16 protein-coding genes are annotated in these 15509 nt (G+C 67.0%); 9 read left to right on the top strand and 7 right to left on the bottom strand.

Annotation, left to right across the window (positions count from 1 at the left end):
* Positions 1–6 precede the first annotated feature (6 nt).
* The 4 genes from AC3A43_RS03205 (at position 7) to AC3A43_RS03190 (ending at position 6550) form a co-directional block, all read left to right on the top strand.
* On the top strand, positions 7–738 hold the full coding sequence (locus tag AC3A43_RS03205) for an ImuA family protein (RefSeq protein WP_487791092.1): 732 nt from the start codon (positions 7–9) through the stop codon (positions 736–738).
* Complete coding sequence (locus tag AC3A43_RS03200; RefSeq protein WP_487791091.1) at positions 659–2209, top strand: DUF6504 family protein; 1551 nt, start codon at positions 659–661, stop codon at positions 2207–2209. Before AC3A43_RS03205 ends, AC3A43_RS03200 begins: the two co-directional genes overlap by 80 nt.
* Positions 2206–5523, top strand: a complete 3318-nt coding sequence (locus AC3A43_RS03195; RefSeq protein WP_487791090.1) for an error-prone DNA polymerase — start codon at positions 2206–2208, stop codon at positions 5521–5523. The genes AC3A43_RS03200 and AC3A43_RS03195 overlap by 4 nt, the downstream gene beginning before the upstream one ends.
* A gap of 106 nt (positions 5524–5629) precedes the next feature.
* Positions 5630–6550, top strand: coding sequence for a M14 family metallopeptidase (locus tag AC3A43_RS03190; protein ID WP_487791089.1), 921 nt, complete (start codon positions 5630–5632; stop codon positions 6548–6550).
* A 126-nt stretch (positions 6551–6676) separates the two neighbouring features.
* Here the strand turns inward: AC3A43_RS03190 and AC3A43_RS03185 are convergent, their stop codons facing one another.
* A complete protein-coding gene (locus AC3A43_RS03185; RefSeq protein ID WP_487791088.1) occupies positions 6677–7294 on the bottom strand; it encodes an SOS response-associated peptidase family protein in 618 nt (205 codons plus the stop codon).
* Between the two features lie 55 nt (positions 7295–7349).
* Between AC3A43_RS03185 and AC3A43_RS03180 the strand changes: the two genes are divergently transcribed.
* The 4 genes from AC3A43_RS03180 to AC3A43_RS03165 are packed head-to-tail and all read left to right on the top strand — an operon-like array spanning position 7350 to position 9589.
* Entirely contained in the window at positions 7350–7862 is a 513-nt protein-coding gene (locus AC3A43_RS03180) for an SOS response-associated peptidase family protein (protein WP_487791087.1), read from the top strand.
* A complete protein-coding gene (locus tag AC3A43_RS03175; protein ID WP_487791086.1) occupies positions 7859–8440 on the top strand; it encodes an alpha-ketoglutarate-dependent dioxygenase AlkB in 582 nt (193 codons plus the stop codon). Before AC3A43_RS03180 ends, AC3A43_RS03175 begins: the two co-directional genes overlap by 4 nt.
* A 59-nt stretch (positions 8441–8499) precedes the next feature.
* Positions 8500–9405 carry an endonuclease/exonuclease/phosphatase family protein gene (locus AC3A43_RS03170; RefSeq protein ID WP_487791085.1) on the top strand — a complete coding sequence of 302 codons (906 nt, stop codon included), beginning with the start codon at positions 8500–8502 and terminating at the stop codon, positions 9403–9405.
* A gap of 22 nt (positions 9406–9427) precedes the next feature.
* Complete coding sequence (locus AC3A43_RS03165) at positions 9428–9589, top strand: hypothetical protein (protein ID WP_487791084.1); 162 nt, start codon at positions 9428–9430, stop codon at positions 9587–9589.
* A gap of 287 nt (positions 9590–9876) precedes the next feature.
* Here AC3A43_RS03165 and rlxS read toward each other — a convergent pair whose 3' ends face one another.
* The 6 genes from rlxS to AC3A43_RS03135 form a co-directional block, all read right to left on the bottom strand.
* Positions 9877–11856 (bottom strand): relaxase/mobilization nuclease RlxS, encoded by a 1980-nt coding sequence (rlxS, locus tag AC3A43_RS03160; protein ID WP_487791083.1) that lies wholly within the window; start codon positions 11854–11856, stop codon positions 9877–9879.
* 267 nt (positions 11857–12123) lie between these two features.
* A complete protein-coding gene (locus AC3A43_RS03155; RefSeq protein ID WP_487791082.1) occupies positions 12124–12483 on the bottom strand; it encodes a hypothetical protein in 360 nt (119 codons plus the stop codon).
* A gap of 237 nt (positions 12484–12720) precedes the next feature.
* A complete protein-coding gene (locus AC3A43_RS03150; RefSeq protein ID WP_487791081.1) occupies positions 12721–13431 on the bottom strand; it encodes a lytic transglycosylase domain-containing protein in 711 nt (236 codons plus the stop codon).
* Positions 13419–13991: a S26 family signal peptidase gene (locus AC3A43_RS03145; RefSeq protein ID WP_487791080.1), complete on the bottom strand. Its 573-nt coding sequence runs from the start codon at positions 13989–13991 to the stop codon at positions 13419–13421. Before AC3A43_RS03145 ends, AC3A43_RS03150 begins: the two co-directional genes overlap by 13 nt.
* Positions 13984–14253 (bottom strand): helix-turn-helix transcriptional regulator, encoded by a 270-nt coding sequence (locus AC3A43_RS03140; RefSeq protein WP_487791079.1) that lies wholly within the window; start codon positions 14251–14253, stop codon positions 13984–13986. Before AC3A43_RS03140 ends, AC3A43_RS03145 begins: the two co-directional genes overlap by 8 nt.
* A 158-nt stretch (positions 14254–14411) precedes the next feature.
* Positions 14412–14735 (bottom strand): DUF736 domain-containing protein, encoded by a 324-nt coding sequence (locus AC3A43_RS03135; protein WP_487791078.1) that lies wholly within the window; start codon positions 14733–14735, stop codon positions 14412–14414.
* A gap of 432 nt (positions 14736–15167) precedes the next feature.
* Between AC3A43_RS03135 and AC3A43_RS03130 the strand changes: the two genes are divergently transcribed.
* Positions 15168–15461, top strand: a complete 294-nt coding sequence (locus tag AC3A43_RS03130; protein ID WP_487791077.1) for a hypothetical protein — start codon at positions 15168–15170, stop codon at positions 15459–15461.
* Positions 15462–15509 lie beyond the last annotated feature (48 nt).

Raw genomic sequence — 15509 nt, 5'->3', positions numbered from 1 at the left:
GACATCATGCGCCACCCTGCCGTCCTCGCCGATCTTCGCGCCAAAATTGCGCGGATCGAAGGCGTCTGCGCGCGGCACGAAGTCATTCCGTTCGGCGTCGAGGCGGTCGATTCGCGGCTTCCAAGCGGCGGGATCACGACCGGCGCGCTCCATGAAGTTGCCGGAAGCTCCGATCTCGCCGACGATGCGAGCGCGACGATCTTCCTCGCCGGCATCCTCGCGCGGACCGAGGGCGCCGTCTTCTGGTGCCTGCGCTGGCACGACCTGTTCGCCCCTGCCCTTCACCTCGCGGGGTTGCACCCCGACCGCGTGATCCATGTCGAGGCGGGCAGTGACACCAATGTCCTGCTCGCGATGGAAGAATGCCTCCGGCACCCCGGCCTTGCCGGTGTCGTCGGCGAAGTCAGCAAATATTCGACGACGGCGTCGAAGCGGCTCCAGCTCGCCGCCGAGACCTCGGGCGTACCCGCGTTCGTCTTTCGCCGCGGCTGCAAGGCCGAGCAGGCGGCCGAGGGCAGCGCCGCGGTAACGCGCTGGCGGATCACCGCGAGCCCGAGCGAGGATCTCGGCATTCCGAGCCTTGGCCGTCCGCGCTGGCGCGTCGCGCTCGAGCGCGTCCGCGGCGGCAACCCACATTTCTGGATATTGGAGGGCTGCGATGCGACGGGTCGTATCGCTCTTCCTGCCGCACTGGTCGACCGACCGGCTGCGCAGGAAGACCGGCAAGCTGCGGCCTGACGGCGCCGCCCCTGCCCGGCCGCTCGTCACCGCGATCCCCGATCATGGCCGGCGGATCGTCGCCGCGGTCGACAAGGACGCCCGCGCGCTCGGTATCGCTCCCGGCATGACGATCACCAAGGCGCGCGCGTTTGCGCCCGAGCTCGATGTCGTGGATGCCGAGCCCGACGCCGACTTCGAGGGTCTGCGCCGTCTCGCGCTGTGGGCGGGCCAGCGCTATTCGCCGGTCGTCGCGCCCGATCCGCCCGATGGCCTGTGGCTCGATATCACCGGCTGCGCCGCGCTCTTCTCAAGCGAGCGCGCGCTGCTCAAGGATCTCCACCGCCGCACTTGCGCTTTCGGGCTGTCGCTCCAGATCGCGGTCGCGGACACCGCTGGCTGCGCGCACGCCGTCGCGCGGCATGTCCCTGCCGGCCGACCGGTGACGATCGAACCCGGGGCGCACCGCAAGGCGATCGCGCTGCTGCCGATCCGCGCGCTCCGCCTGCCCCCCGCCGACGTCGAAGGATTGCGCAAGCTCGGCTTCGAGCGGATCGAGCAGCTGATCGGAGCGCCGCGCGGCCCGCTCGCCAAGAGATTCGGACGCGAGCTGCATCGCCGCCTCGACCAGGCGCTCGGTACCCTGCCCGAGCCGATCGAGCCGATCTTTCCAGAGGAGCTGCCGCGCACTCGGCGCGGTTTCATGGAGCCGATCGCGACCGCCGAAGCCTTTGCGCAGGTCATCGGCGATCTCGCGCACGACATCGCCGGCCAACTCGGCCGCCTCGGCAAGGGTGCGCGCCGGCTCGACTGCTATTTCCACCGCGTCGATGGCCAGGTGCAGGCGATCCGGGTGGGTACCGCGGCGCCGTCGCGCGACCCGAAGCATCTCGCGAAACTGCTGTCGGCAAAGATCGAGACCGTCGAGCCCGGGCTCGGCATCGAGGCGATGACGCTCGTCGCGCCGCTCGTCGAGGTGCAGGCGCTGCGGCAGGGCGAGAGCCTCGAAAGCCTGACGCGGCGCGGTCCCGACCTTCCCGCGCTCGTTGATACGCTCGCCAACCGCTTCGGTCAGCGCAGCCTGCACCGGACGGTGCCCCGCGCCGGCGCGATGCCCGAGCGATCGGTGGCGATCACCCCGGCGCTTCGGCAAGTCGACGGCGCGACATGGTCCGACGAGCTGCCGCGCCCGTCGCGAATGCTCGCGCGGCCCGAGCCCGTCGATGTGATCGCGCTGCTGCCCGACGATGCCCCGCGCCTCTTCATGTGGCGCGGCAAAAGATATCGCGTGACGCAAGGCGACGGGCCCGAACGCCTGCAGGGCGAATGGTGGCGCGATGGCGGGATCGAAGGCGAAACCCCGCTCAGCGTGCGCGACTATTACCAGGTCGAGACCGAGGCGGGTGGGCGCTACTGGCTGTTTCGCCTCGGCGACGGCGTCCACGCCTCGACCGGATCGATGCGCTGGTTCATTCACGGAGCCTTCGCTTGAGTGCGGCCGAACCCGCCTATATCGAACTGCAGGTCACCACGCATTTCAGCTTCTTGCGCGGCGCCTCCTCACCCGACGAACTGTTTGCCGCGGCTTCGCTGCTCGGCCTGCCCGCGCTCGGCATCGTCGATCGCCATTCGGTCGCGGGGATCGTGCGCGCGTGGGATGCCGAAAAGGCGACCGGCGTGCGCGCGATCGTCGGGTCGCGGCTCGATCTCCTCGATGGCACTACGCTCCTCGTCTATCCGACCGACAAGGCGGCCTACGGACGCATGTGCCGGCTGCTCAGCGTCGGAAAAGGCCGCGCCGGTAAGGGCGCCTGCCATCTCGACTGGCCTGATGTCGAAGAATGGAACGAAGGGCTGATCGCCTGCCTTATCCCCGGCCGCGCCGACGCGAGGAACGAGGCCGCGCTCGAACGCACGCGGCGCATCTTCGGCGACCGCGCCTATATGGCGCTGACGATCCGCCGCCGCCCGCGCGATGCGATCCGGCTGCGCGACCTCGCCGCGCAGGCCGCCGCCGCGCACGTGCCGACGGTGGCGACCGGCGATGTCCTCTATCACGCCCCCGAACGCCGGCTGCTGCAGGATGTCGTCACCTGCATCCGGGAAAAATGCACGATCGACGATCTTGGCGATCGCCGCGAGCGCTTCGCCGACCGGCACCTCAAAGCCGCCGCCGAGATGGAGCGATTGTTCCGCCGCTATCTGAAGGACCCCTCGCCCGTCGCACGCACGGTCGAATTCGCGAACCGATGCACCTTCAGCCTCGAGGAGCTGCGCTACCAATATCCCGACGAAATCCGCGACCCCGGACGCACGCCGCAACAGGAACTCGAACGGCTGACATGGGAGAAGGCCCCGCTTCGCTATCCCGAAGGCATTGATGGCAAGGTGCGCACGCAGCTTGAGCATGAACTTCGACTGATCGGCCAGCTCGATTACGCACCCTATTTTTTGACGGTCCACTCGATCGTCGCCGAGGCGCGCCGCCGCGAAATCCTCTGTCAGGGGCGCGGTTCGGCGGCGAACAGCGCGGTCTGTTACGTGCTTGGCATCACCTCGATCGATCCGATCCGCACCGAACTGCTGTTCGAACGCTTCGTCTCGGCCGAACGGCGCGAGCCGCCCGATATCGACGTCGACTTCGAGCATGAACGGCGCGAGGAAATCATCCAGTGGATTTACGAGACTTATGGCCGGACGCGCTCGGCACTGACCGCGGTCGTCACGCGCTACCGCTCGCGCGGCGCGGTGCGCGAGGTCGGCAAGGCGCTCGGCCTCAGCGAAGATATGACCGCCGGGCTCGCGGGCGCGGTGTGGGGCTATAGCCGCGAAGGCGTCGATAAAAGCCATGCTGCGGCGCTGAACCTCGACATGGGCGACAAGCGGCTGATGCTCACGCTCGAGCTCGCGCGCACGCTGATCAACACCCCGCGACACCTCTCGCAGCATCCCGGCGGATTCGTGCTGACGCGCGACCGGCTCGACGAGCTGGTACCGATCGAGCCCGCGGCAATGGACGACCGCCAGGTCATCGAATGGGACAAAGATGATATCGACGCGCTCGGCTTCATGAAGGTCGATATCCTCGCGCTCGGCATGCTGAGCTGCATGCGCCGCGGGTTCGAATTTCTCGCCGAGCACAAGCAGCTGAAGCATGATCTGTCGACGATCCCCGCCGAAGACCCCGCGACCTATGCGATGATCCGCAAGGCCGACACGCTCGGCGTCTTCCAGATCGAGAGCCGGGCGCAGATGGCGTCGATCCCGCTGATGGCGCCGCGCACCTTCTACGACCTCGTGATCCAGGTCGCGATCGTCCGCCCCGGCCCGATCCAGGGCGACATGGTCCATCCTTATCGCCGTCGGCGCAACGGCGAGGAAGAGGTCACCTATCCGACCCCCGAGCTGCGCCGCGTGCTCGAGAAGACGCTCGGCGTCCCGCTCTTCCAGGAACAGGCGATGCGCGTCGCGATCGAATGTGCAGGGTTCACGCCGTCGGAGGCCGATCTCCTCCGCCGCGCGATGGCGACCTTCAAGCTTACCGGCGGGGTCAGCCATTTCCGCGACAAGCTCATCAACGGCATGGTCGATCGCGGCTATGAGCATGAGTTCGCCGAAAAGACCTTCAAGCAGATCGAGGGTTTCGGCTCATACGGATTTCCCGAGAGCCATGCCGCGAGCTTCGCGCTAATCGCCTACGCCTCGTCATGGCTGAAGTGCCACCACCCCGACGTCTTCTGCGCCGCGCTGCTCAACGCGCAGCCGATGGGTTTTTATGCGCCCGCGCAAATCGTCCGCGATGCGCGCCAGCACGGCGTCGAGGTGCGTCCGATCGACGTCAACCACAGCCGCTGGGACTGCACGCTCGAAGAAAGTGGCGGTAAATATCTCGCGGTGCGCCTGGGGCTGCGTATGGTGCGCAGCCTTGCCAACGAGGACGGCGCAGCAATCGTCGCCGCGCGCGGTGATCAGCGCTTCACCAGCGTCGAGGAGATCCAGCGCCGCGCCGAGGTCGGGCGCGGCGCGCTCGACCGGATCGGCGATGCCGACGGGTTCGCTTCACTCGCCTGTTCGCGTCGCGAGGGCCTGTGGGAAGTAAAAGGGCTTGGCAACGCTGCTCTTCCCCTCTTCGCATCCGCCGACGAACGCGACCGCCAAATCCGCCGCGAAGCGAACGAACCCGTCGTCGCGCTCGCGTCGATGGGCGAAGGCGCCGAGGTCGTCGAAGATTATCGCGCCTCGGGACTGTCGCTCCGCGCCCACCCGCTCGCTTTCCTTCGGGACGAGCTGCGTGCCCGCAAGATGATCAGCTGCGAGCAACTGCAGGGCATCAAGGACGGGCGCTGGATCGAACTCGCCGGTGTCGTGCTCGTTCGCCAGAAACCGGGGTCGGCGAAGGGCGTCATGTTCATCACGCTTGAGGACGAGACCAATGTCGCCAATCTCGTCGTCTGGACCAAGGTGTTCGAGGCGAACCGCCGTACCGTGCTCGGGGCGTCGATGATGGGGGTCCGCGGCCAGGTCCAGCGGGAGGGCGAAGTCATCCATGTCATCGCGCAGCGGCTCGACGATCTCTCGGCCCTGCTCGCGAGCGTCGGCAACCGCGCCGACGTCGCCGATGTCTATCGCGTCAGCCGCGCCGATGTCGTCAAAAGCCCGGTCGGCCGCGACCCGCGCGACCCCGCCGAAAAGCCGCTCGGCCGCAATCCACGCGACATCTATATCCCCGATCTACGCCTCGGCTCGGGGATCGTCCCCGGACGGGCGACCGACGGCATCAAGATCAAGCCGCGCGACTTCCGGTAGACGTACGCGACGAGGAAACGACGGTTTTCCGTTGCCGTGCTTCTTGACGGTTGAACCTGCGACCATTCCCTGTTTACGCAATACCCTTCAGCTAGGTGACAACGCGATGACCAATTCGAGCTTCTATCCCGTCGGCACCCTCGGCCAGCCGTGGGGTGCAATCGAACTGGACCGCTGGCGAAGTCGCCAAACGCGGTTGCGTCGTTACGATGTCGATGTCGTGCCGCGGATCGATGCTCTGGCCGGCCGCTACGAAAAGATCGAATATGGCGGGCTCGACTATGCCGGAGAGCAATACACACTGCTCGCCCTGCGTGACCGGCACTTCGACCCCACGCTGCCCATCGCGCTACTCACTGGCGGCGTACACGGATATGAAACCAGCGGGGTTCTCGGGGCGCTCGAGTTTCTCGAGACAAGCGCGGCGGACTATGCGGGCAAGGTCAACCTTCTGGCGGCGCCATGTGTCAGCCCGTGGGCCTATGAGCGCATCAATCGCTGGAACTACGACGCCATCGATCCCAACCGGAATTTTCGTACGGACGGGCCGGCCCGCGAAGCCACCGCGCTGATCGAACTCGTCCGGTCCGCGCAAGGTGTGTTTCTCCTGCATATCGATCTCCATGAGACGACCGATAGCGACGAAAGCGAATTCGGACCCGCGCGTGCCGCGCGCGATGGCGAGCAATTTGAGCCCGGCGTAATTCCGGACGGTTTTTACCTTGTCGATGACAGCGAGAATCCGCAGCTCCAATTCCAGCAATCGATTATCGCCGCGGTCGAACAGGTAACCCATATCGCCCCTCCCGATGCGAAGGGCGAGATTATCGGTTCGACCGTCGTTTCCCATGGCGTGATCGAATATCCGCTGAAAGAGCTGGGGCTATGCCCGTCGATCACGGGTGCGCGCTACACGACGACCACCGAAGTCTATCCCGACAGCCCGCACACGACGCCGGACGAATGCGTCCTGGCACAGGTGGCCGCAGTGTGCGCCGCCCTAGACTTCGCGCTCGCCCATTCCTGACCACGCCTTCTCGCAATGCCGATGCCTTCGATCGACAGTTCGCCCCATCCCCACCGCGCAATCGAAGTTGCGGCGGTTAAACCTGTCCCTGCGCCGCAACGAAGCGTTCAAGCCCCGAAGCCTCGCTCATAATGCCAGCGCTCCCTGCGCGGGTGGCCGACCGAAGACCTGCGTGACCTCGAGGCTGCCCTTGGGCAGCCACCCAAGCACCTCGGATGCCGGGACGCGCGGATCGAGCCAGTCGGCCCAGCGGTCGCGCGCGAGCGGGATGATCTGTCGATGATGATAGGGCGCGATATCAGGGCCGGCATCGATGGTAAGGAGGGTGAAGGCTTCGCCGCCATTATATTCGCGCCAGATGCCCGCCATGCAGAACCAGCGATGCTCCTTCATCGTGAAGAGCCATTTATCGAGGCGTTTCTGCGTCTTGTCCGTCGGATCGGTGAATTCGTAGAATCCGTCGCAGAGTATCAGGCAGCGGTGCGACGAAAAGTCACGCCCTTCGGAGCGGAAATTATAAACGGGCTTGCCGGTCGGTCCGGGCCAGCTCCATCGCCGGTTGACCAGTTCGCCGAGCTTCGATCCCTCACTGCTCCGCACGATCGGCGCCATGTCGGTGATCTTGATGTCTTCCCGTGCTTCGACGTTCGGCACGCCCTCGGGCATCTCGATGTTGATCTCCAGATCTTCGAAATCCTCGGCGATCGACGCGATGTCGACCTCGAGCCGGTAATCATTGCACATCGCTGGCGTTCCCTCAGGTCTTGCGACTCAACTTCGTTCCCATTATGTTCCTCATATGACGATCGCGCCAACCCCTTTCGATCCCGATGTCCCGGGCGGTGGCGTGGAAGCGCTCGTCCGCCGCAAGCCCGACGATATGAGCAAGATGGAAATGGTCAAAGCGGTCTGGGGTTCCGATCCGCGCTTCTCTGACGGCATCAATTATCGCTTCGTCCGCACCGAAGGCCGCGTCTTCCCCGAACGCCGTTGCCTGATCCCGGCATCCGAGTTCCGCATGGGAACCGGCAAGCATCGCTATCGCGTGAGGCTGGACAGCGGCAATTTCTTCTATCTCGCCGCGATCTGGGATCCGCCGCTCGCCGACTGGCCGCTCTCATACCGCATCCTCACGATCGACGCCGGCCCCGACGTCAGCCCGTACCAGTCGCGCCACGGCGTCATCGTCGAGCGGCGCGACGTCATGCACTGGCTCGACGGAACGATCCCTGACGAGACGCTGTTCGCGCCGCCCCCCAAACACAGCCTGTTGGTCGAGCCGCTTCGCGCGCAGGCCGCACTGCCGCTGTGACCGTTCGCGGGGCGGCGGCCGCGCAGCAGGCCGATTTCTTCGGCGCGCCGCTCCTCCCGGGTCTCGCCTATCGCGAGGCATTTATCGACGCCGGCGAAGAGGAACGGCTGATCGCACAGATCGAGGCCGCGGGCCTCACCCCGTTCCAGTTCCAGCAATGGGAAGGAAAACGCCTGACGCGTTCGTTCGGCTGGACCTATGATTTCCAGACCGGCCGCTTCGCGCCGGGCGAGCCGATGCCCCACTGGCTCGTCCCGCTCCGCGCCCGTGCCGCCGCGTTCGCCGGCATCGAAGCAGCGCGCATCGAACAAGCCCTCGTGATCCAGTACGGGATCGGCGCCGGCATCGGCTGGCACAAGGACCGCCCGGTCTTCGAACATGTCATCGGAATCTCGCTGGGTGCCCCGGCGACGATGCGCTTCCGGCGGCGTCGCGAAGGCGGGTTCGACCGTGCGACGGCCGAACTGGCAACATCGTCGATCTACCATATGCAAGGCGAGGTTCGCGACGATTGGGAGCATAGTATCGCGGCGATGGATGCGCCGCGCTGGTCGATCACGTTTCGCAGCCTGCGATAAAGCGATGAAGCGCGCGCGCGGCAATTGATGTCGATGAACAATGGAGGCACAAGCCGCGCATGTTGAACCGCCTCCTCGCTCCGCTCCTCTCGCTCGCGCTGCTTTCCGGTTGCGCGTCGCCAACGGTCAGCCCCGCGACTGCCACTGTCACGGCAAAGCCACTCAAACTCGCGAGCTGGAACCTCGAATTTCTTGCCGAGAAGAATGGTGTCGGATGCCAGCCGCGCGGCCCGGCGGACTATGCCGCGATGCGGCGCATGGCCGAAGGCCTCGACGCCGACGTGATCGCATTCCAGGAAGCCGAGAACGAGGCCGCGGCGGCGCGCGTTTTCGATCCGTCGCGCTTCGTCATCGTCATGGAAGAACGCGCGGGCGCGCCAAGCGGCACCTGCGGCGGCGAGCATAAGGCGCAAACCGTCATCCGTCAGGCCGTCGGCTTCGCGATCCGCAAGGGCGTCGCTTTCGACCGCAATCCGGATGTCACCGCGCTCATGCTCGGCAACCCCCAACTCCGCTCGGGGGTCGACATCCTGCTTCGTCCGCGCAGCCAGCCCGCGATCCGGCTGCTGAGCGTCCATCTCAAGTCGGGCTGCTTCGCCGGCAGCGAAGCGAAAGCCTGCCCCGTCCTATTGCAGCAAATCCCGGCGCTCGAACGCTGGATCGATACCGCCGCGGCAGGCGCCGACCGCTTCGCCGTCCTCGGCGACTGGAACCGCCGTCTCGGTCTCGCCGGAGACAGTGTCTGGACCGAGATCGACGATGGTGATCCCGCCAACGCCGACCTTCGGCTCGCGGACGCGGGCGTGCGCCCCGAATGCGATCCGCGATACGACAGCTTCATCGATCATATCGTGCTCGACAAGCGCGCGGGCGATGACCTCCAAAGCTTTGCCGAAACGCGCTATGCGGCGAACGAGAAACACCATTCCGATCATTGCCCCGTGTCGGTCGTCCTGACGCGCTGATGGCCTCGTCTGGAGACATGTGATGGAAGACGAACTGCAGGCCGCGCTCGAGGTCCTCATCCAACTCGACGATGCCGACGGGATTTTCGACCGCCAGGCCGACGAAGGCGGCTATAAGTCCGAGGCGCTCGAGTCCGCGCTCGATATTGTCCGCCGGCACTTGCCCGCACACGATACGAAGTAGCCGGCGGCGCAATCCGGGGCTGGTCCCGCCAACGGGCAATGGAAAAAGCGGCGGCACCGCGCGAACGTCCCGGGAAAAGCCGAGCACGATGCCGCCTAGTGACGGCCGAACGGGTCGCATGTTCGGCCGACAGATTTGATGTAAGGAGCCCCCTCCTTGTCGATACCCTGCTCGCTATCGACGCGCTGCCGATAGGCGTGGACGTTCCGCTACGGAAACAAGAGATTTGACGCGGCGACGAAGCTCAACTTTCGTGGCGTTCCGCAACGGATACCGAGCGCTCCCGCTCAGCTGATCGTCGGGCCACCCCGGCTCCGTCCGATCGTCCAGCTGATCCCGCTCTCGCGGACCACGCCGCCGATATCCTTGCCGACGTGGCGGTCGAGCACCGGCTTCCACGGCACGAGCGTAAATTGCTTCGCTTTCTCGACGAGCGCATAGCGCCCACCGACAGCATCGATCCGCCGCGCGAGCTTGCCCTCGACCCGAGCGCCTTCGTCGGCCTCGACGAATATCTTGCCAAGCTCGGCGGAGAGGCGGCGCGCGAGGCGCAGCAATTCACGCCGCTGCAGCGCCGAGAATGCACCGCCGCGATAGGCAATTCCCTCGCCTGCTGCGTCGGCCAGTCCTTCGTCGATCAGCCATCGCTGGCGAAGCGCTATTGCGCTGCGGACCTCGCCGCCGAACCCCTTGTCGCGCACGGGCAAGACGCGGCCGCTCGTAGCTTCGCGATCGAGCCAGGTCACCGCTTCGGCGCGCGCGAGCCGCTCGACCGGGACCGGCGACAAGAGTTCGACCGCGACCGGGCGTTCGCGCGCCAAGGCGGCCGCATAGGCGGCCGCCCGGTCGGCATGATCGGGCGCGATCGTCCAGCGACCGTCGGCTTCCCGCTCGACGAGACCGCCCTGGCGGCGCATCGCCTCGAGACGGCGGATATGCGTTTCGATAAACGCCGGGCTCGCGCCGGGGTCGAACCGCCGGTGGGCAGGGGCGTCGTAGCGCCCCGCGTTCGCCGCAGCGACCGCGACGACCGTGCGATCGGCCTCGCTGATCGTAACGGCAGCCGGCGCGATCCGGACGACCGAACCTTCGGGCAGGCTCTCGACGCTGTCTCCCTTTCCGATCGCGACATAATGGCTGCGGCCATCGATGCCGTCGACGATCAGATAATGCCGGTCGGCAAGCTCGTCGTCGAGACCGCGCGCTACGAGGCGCCCGACGAGCGGCTCGGACAGAGGTGCGGCGGTGTCGTGGATGGCGCGATCCGCAGGCGCCGCCGCGCGCGATCGCGCGGTCAGTTCGCGCTGCATCGTACGGATGATATCGCCGCGCTCGCCGAGCCCGGTCAATGTCTCGCGCATCCCGTCCGCGAGGCGCCATTGACCCGGTGCGATCTCGTCGGCGAGCCCCATCGCTCCGAGCTTTTGCAACCGCCCGGCGCGGAGCGACTGGACGGCAGGATCGCGGTCCTTCGCGATGACGAGCGGATGGCGTTCGGCCTCGCGTAGCAGCTGGCGATCGGTGCCGGTGAGCCGTTCGGCATCGACGTCGCGCCGCATCCGCGACTCGATCTCGAGCTGCGTCTTCGGCCCGAGATCGAGCGTCACGATCTCGCTCGCGCGGGTGCGCAGCCCGTGCGCGATATAGTCGCGGGCGATGATCAGATCCTTGCCGCGATCGTCGCGGCCGCGCAGCATGATGTGGCTGTGCGGATGACCGGTGTTGAAATGGTCGACCGCGACCCAGTCGAGGCGCGTTCCAAGATCCGCTTCCATCTGGGCCATCAAGCGCCGAACGACGGGCTTGAGGTCGGCGTAGAGATCGCCCTCCTCGGCTGACACGATGAACCTAAATTGATGGCGATCGCCGGCTGCAGACTCGAGGAAATCCTTGCCGTCGGCAATGTCCACATCGTGCCCGTATAATTCGCTAGGCTCGCCATCGCGGGTGACGCCATCGCGCTGGATATATCTGAGGTGGGCACGCGCGGCGTCGAGGCCCTTGCCGCCGAGCCGCACCAGACGCGTCTTCACGATCACGCGCCGTCCCGCGAACCGGTCGCCCGGCCCGCGCGATGCAAGGAGGCGGCCCGCGCCGCTGCCGCGACTGATCCGGCTCCCGTCGAACGCCTTGCGACCGGCGCGCTTCCCGCCCGCAGCAGCGATGCCCGCGGCGAGCAATCGGCCGAGATATTTACGCGCCTTCTTGCCGCGCGTGCTGCGCATCTTGCCGAGCCGCGGTTCGAAATCCTCTGCGTCGCCGCTCATCGCGCTGCGCACCCGCAAATCTCGCGCCCGCTGGCGGAAAAGCGTGCCTTTCGGCGCATGGGTCTCGCCGTCACGCGCCGCGTCTCGTAAAAAAGGATGTGCAGACAAGAAGTTGGCTCGCCCTGCGAGACACTGCTTTTATCTTGCCTTCCGCGCTCCCCTCCCGGAACGGCCCCTTCCCTCCACGCGGCCATCCACCCCGCGACGAGGAAAAAACAAGGGAGCAGCGCCGCGCCGGCGCCGCTCCCGTTTGACCGATCTTGCCGGTCAATGTGCTGCGACAAAGGCCTTGTCGGCCACCGCCCGGTCCTCGAAATGTCGCACCCCGAGCAGCCCTTGCACCGAGTCCCAACCGTCCAAAACGAGCACCGCGACATAGCAGCGCCCGTCCAGAACCCCCGTGACCGCGACCCGATCGAGCGGCTCACTCTGACCCTCGTCGACGCTCTCCCAGCCTCCGAGGAACCGCATTTTCTCGCGCGCGTCCCAGTAGAAATCGCCGTCTTCGGCTTCAACAATGATCCGCGCCACCCCCTCCGCAGCTGCGCTTCCAAACTCGGCTTCGAGCCCGGAAACCAACCGTTCGAACACGCGATCCGCAGCGCCATATGTTGCAGCATTGACCATGACATCCTCCTGAAATCGACCGTTCCCCAAGTCGGGAACAATGTTCCAGGGACGGGCGGCGGCGCGGCTGTCAGGGCCGCACGGGCGCAGCCCGGGCGCCGCGAAGCGGCGGCGGAGGAACCGATTTTCGAAGAAAATTGGAGGGGCCGCCGGCCTTGCACAGCCGCGCCGCCGCCCGTCATACTTGGCCTTGCCGAGACGAGCCCCACCCTCTCGCCCAAGCGCAGCGCTCTTTGTCTAGCGCGCATGATCGCCGCCGGGGGTGCGAAGCAGGAAGAGCGCGTTCAGGCTCCGCCCGGCGTGCTCCGGCGCCGCGTTTCCGGCGGTGGCGGGTGCATCGGACTGCGGTTTCGCATCCGGCGCCGGTGCGACCGCCCGCCCTGTCCGTGCAAAGAAGATCGGGTCGATTTCGACCTGCGCCATAGGTGGCTGGACCGACCGCGAACGCGCCGCCGCTATGCGCGCCGCCGGCGGCAGTCCGGTGATCTTCGCGACATAATCGCGCGTCTCGCGCGGCAGCGGCCGACCGCGCGCGAGATGCTCGCCATAGCGGCCCGGCCCAGCATTATAGGCGGCGAACAGCCCCGGATAACCGAAGCGGTCGTACATATCGCGAAGATAGGCGGTGCCCGCGACGATATTGTCGCGCGGGTGGTGCGGATCCGGTCCGAGCCGATATTTGGCGCGGAGGCTCGCCCAGGTCGCCGGCATCACCTGCATCAATCCCATCGCACCCGCATGGCTGGTGATCGGCCTGCCGCCGAGCTCGGTGCGTCCTCCGCTCTCGGCCGCGATCACGCGCAGCACCCATTCTTCGGGAAGCCCGAAGCGCGCCGCCGCATCGCTGACATGGACGCGCCACGCTGCCCCTTCGCGCGCAAAGACGGGTCCGGCGGCGAACGATAACAGGACCGCAAGCCCGGCGGCGCGGCGCTTTAGCGCGCCCACAGCAGATGCGCCTTGCCGAGGATATCACGCGCCCGCGTCACCCCGAAATAGCGCCCATCGAACGATGCGCCTTCGTTCGGCATGAGCAGGAACGCATCGCCGCTGCCGAGCCGGGCGCAGCCTTCCCACCATGGCAGGATGCGCCCCTTGGCGTCGCGCACGCGCCGCGTCACGGCGGGAACGCCATTGATCGAGACCTCGCTCCCGCGCGCGCAGACGCGGTCGCCGCGCGCCGCCACGACGCGCTTCACCAGCGGCACATTGGCAGGAAGATAATGACGCCGCGCAGCGAGCGACCGCCACGGGTCGGGGGTCCGCGCGACGACCATATCGCCCGCCGCGACGGGAATGCCGGGGCTCACGACGTAGAGGCCACGCGGCGCGCTCGCGCTCACGTTCCAGACGAGGCGCGGGGTCGGCGGCGCCGCGATGGTGAACCCGAGCGCGGCGATGGCAAGCGCGCCGAACGCGAAGCGAAGCTGTCGCCGCTGGCGCGTGAGACGCGCGGCGCGGAGCGCATCGCCCCATGCGATCAGCGCCAGGCTGGAGCGCTCAGGCATCGTCCGCCCCCTTTGCAATCGAGGGTGCGTCTGCGGTGCCGCGCCCCGGCGAGGTCGAGCGCGACCAGAAGATGAGGTCGTCGATATGGTAGCGGATGCGGCGGCTGTGGAGCCGGTATCGAGGTCCGGTTCCGCAGCTGCGCATATATTGAATCTTGCGCGGGCTGAGTCCGAGATAGGCCGCCGCCTGCTCGGTGTTGAGGAACGGGCTGCCATGTTTCGCGGCGCGAGCGCGCGCGATCTCGTCGTCATTATCGGCCATCTCTTTCATCTCCGGTCTCGCGTTACGCGGCGCCGGACGGTGCCGCGCGATGCGCCGGGGATGCACCGCGGCGCGCTCGCCGGAGAGGCTCGAAAACGGGCCCCCACGAAAAAGAGCCCCCACGCCGGATGCGGCGCGGGGGCGAGGTGGGGAGCTGGTCAGTCGGCGGGATTCCAAATGACGGCATAAGTGTCGTCGTCGTCCTGCCCGGCGGCCCGGCCGAGGTTCGCGTAGAGGCGCCGCGGTCCGAATTCGGGCGCCGCAAGGCTCAGCGATACATAGGGTTCGCCCGACATCTGTCCGGTGCGGACCCATGCCGCGCCGATCTCGACCCCGTCCGAATGGACCCGGAAATCGGGCTGGGCGTCGCCCGCCTTGCTCCGGTTCGGCACGATCTCGATGCTTGCGCGGATCGAAAGCGTCTTGAGCTGGCCCCGATATCCCTCGGACATGTTGCCGTTCACAAAGCCGATTGCTGCCATGGTTCGTCTCCTTGAAATGCACCGCCGGGACCATTCCCGGGGCGTGGCGGACCCGAAGAACGGGGCATCAGGCGGCGGCGCACCCGAAGGGCCGGAGCGCAGCGGAGGACCGGCGCGCCCGGCCCTTTTTTGGACGCTGCAAGCGGGGCGCGAGGAGGCGGCGAAGCCGGCGGGGACAAAAGGCCGGGGGCGCCGGTTGCGCCGCCGCCGCACCGTTCCAGGCCGCCCCCATGAGCCCCGAATGGCACCCGTCGGACTGACAAGAGATCGAACGACGATGCGGCGAACCGTGGCGGCAAGGCCGAAAACCGGATGGCCAAGCCCGCGATTTCGAGGCAAGGCTGAGAGCTTGCGGCGCCGGATTCGGGGGGACGGCGACGCGATTTGCGGACAATCGCAAGGACCCGATGGCGGGCCGCACAGGGGATCGAAATGGACGGACAGGCGAAGCTCAGTATCGCAGCAGAGGGCCGGGATCCCGGTATGATCGCGGCGCGCAGCGCGGGCATCTGGATCGGCCTCTCACTCGACGATGACGCGCTCGCGAGCCTCCGCCGTGACGGGCTCGACCCCGCCGCGCTCCGCCTGACGGGGCTCCATCCGTTCGAATATGAGCCGGCTCCCGACGGCGGGCTGGAAGTGACCGCCCACGCAAACGACAATGAGGCGGCCGAGGCGCTGCTCGACCTTTTTCGCATCTATTTCCTGCGGCGTCTGCTCGCCTGATCGCGGCGCGGCATCGCGCGACCTACGGAAAAAACATCGCGCGGCGCC

The sequence above is a fragment of the Sphingopyxis sp. Soil_C_28 genome, assembly GCF_057657055.1.
Note: the sequence above shows the minus strand (reverse complement) of the source record. Positions and strands in the feature narration are given on the sequence as shown.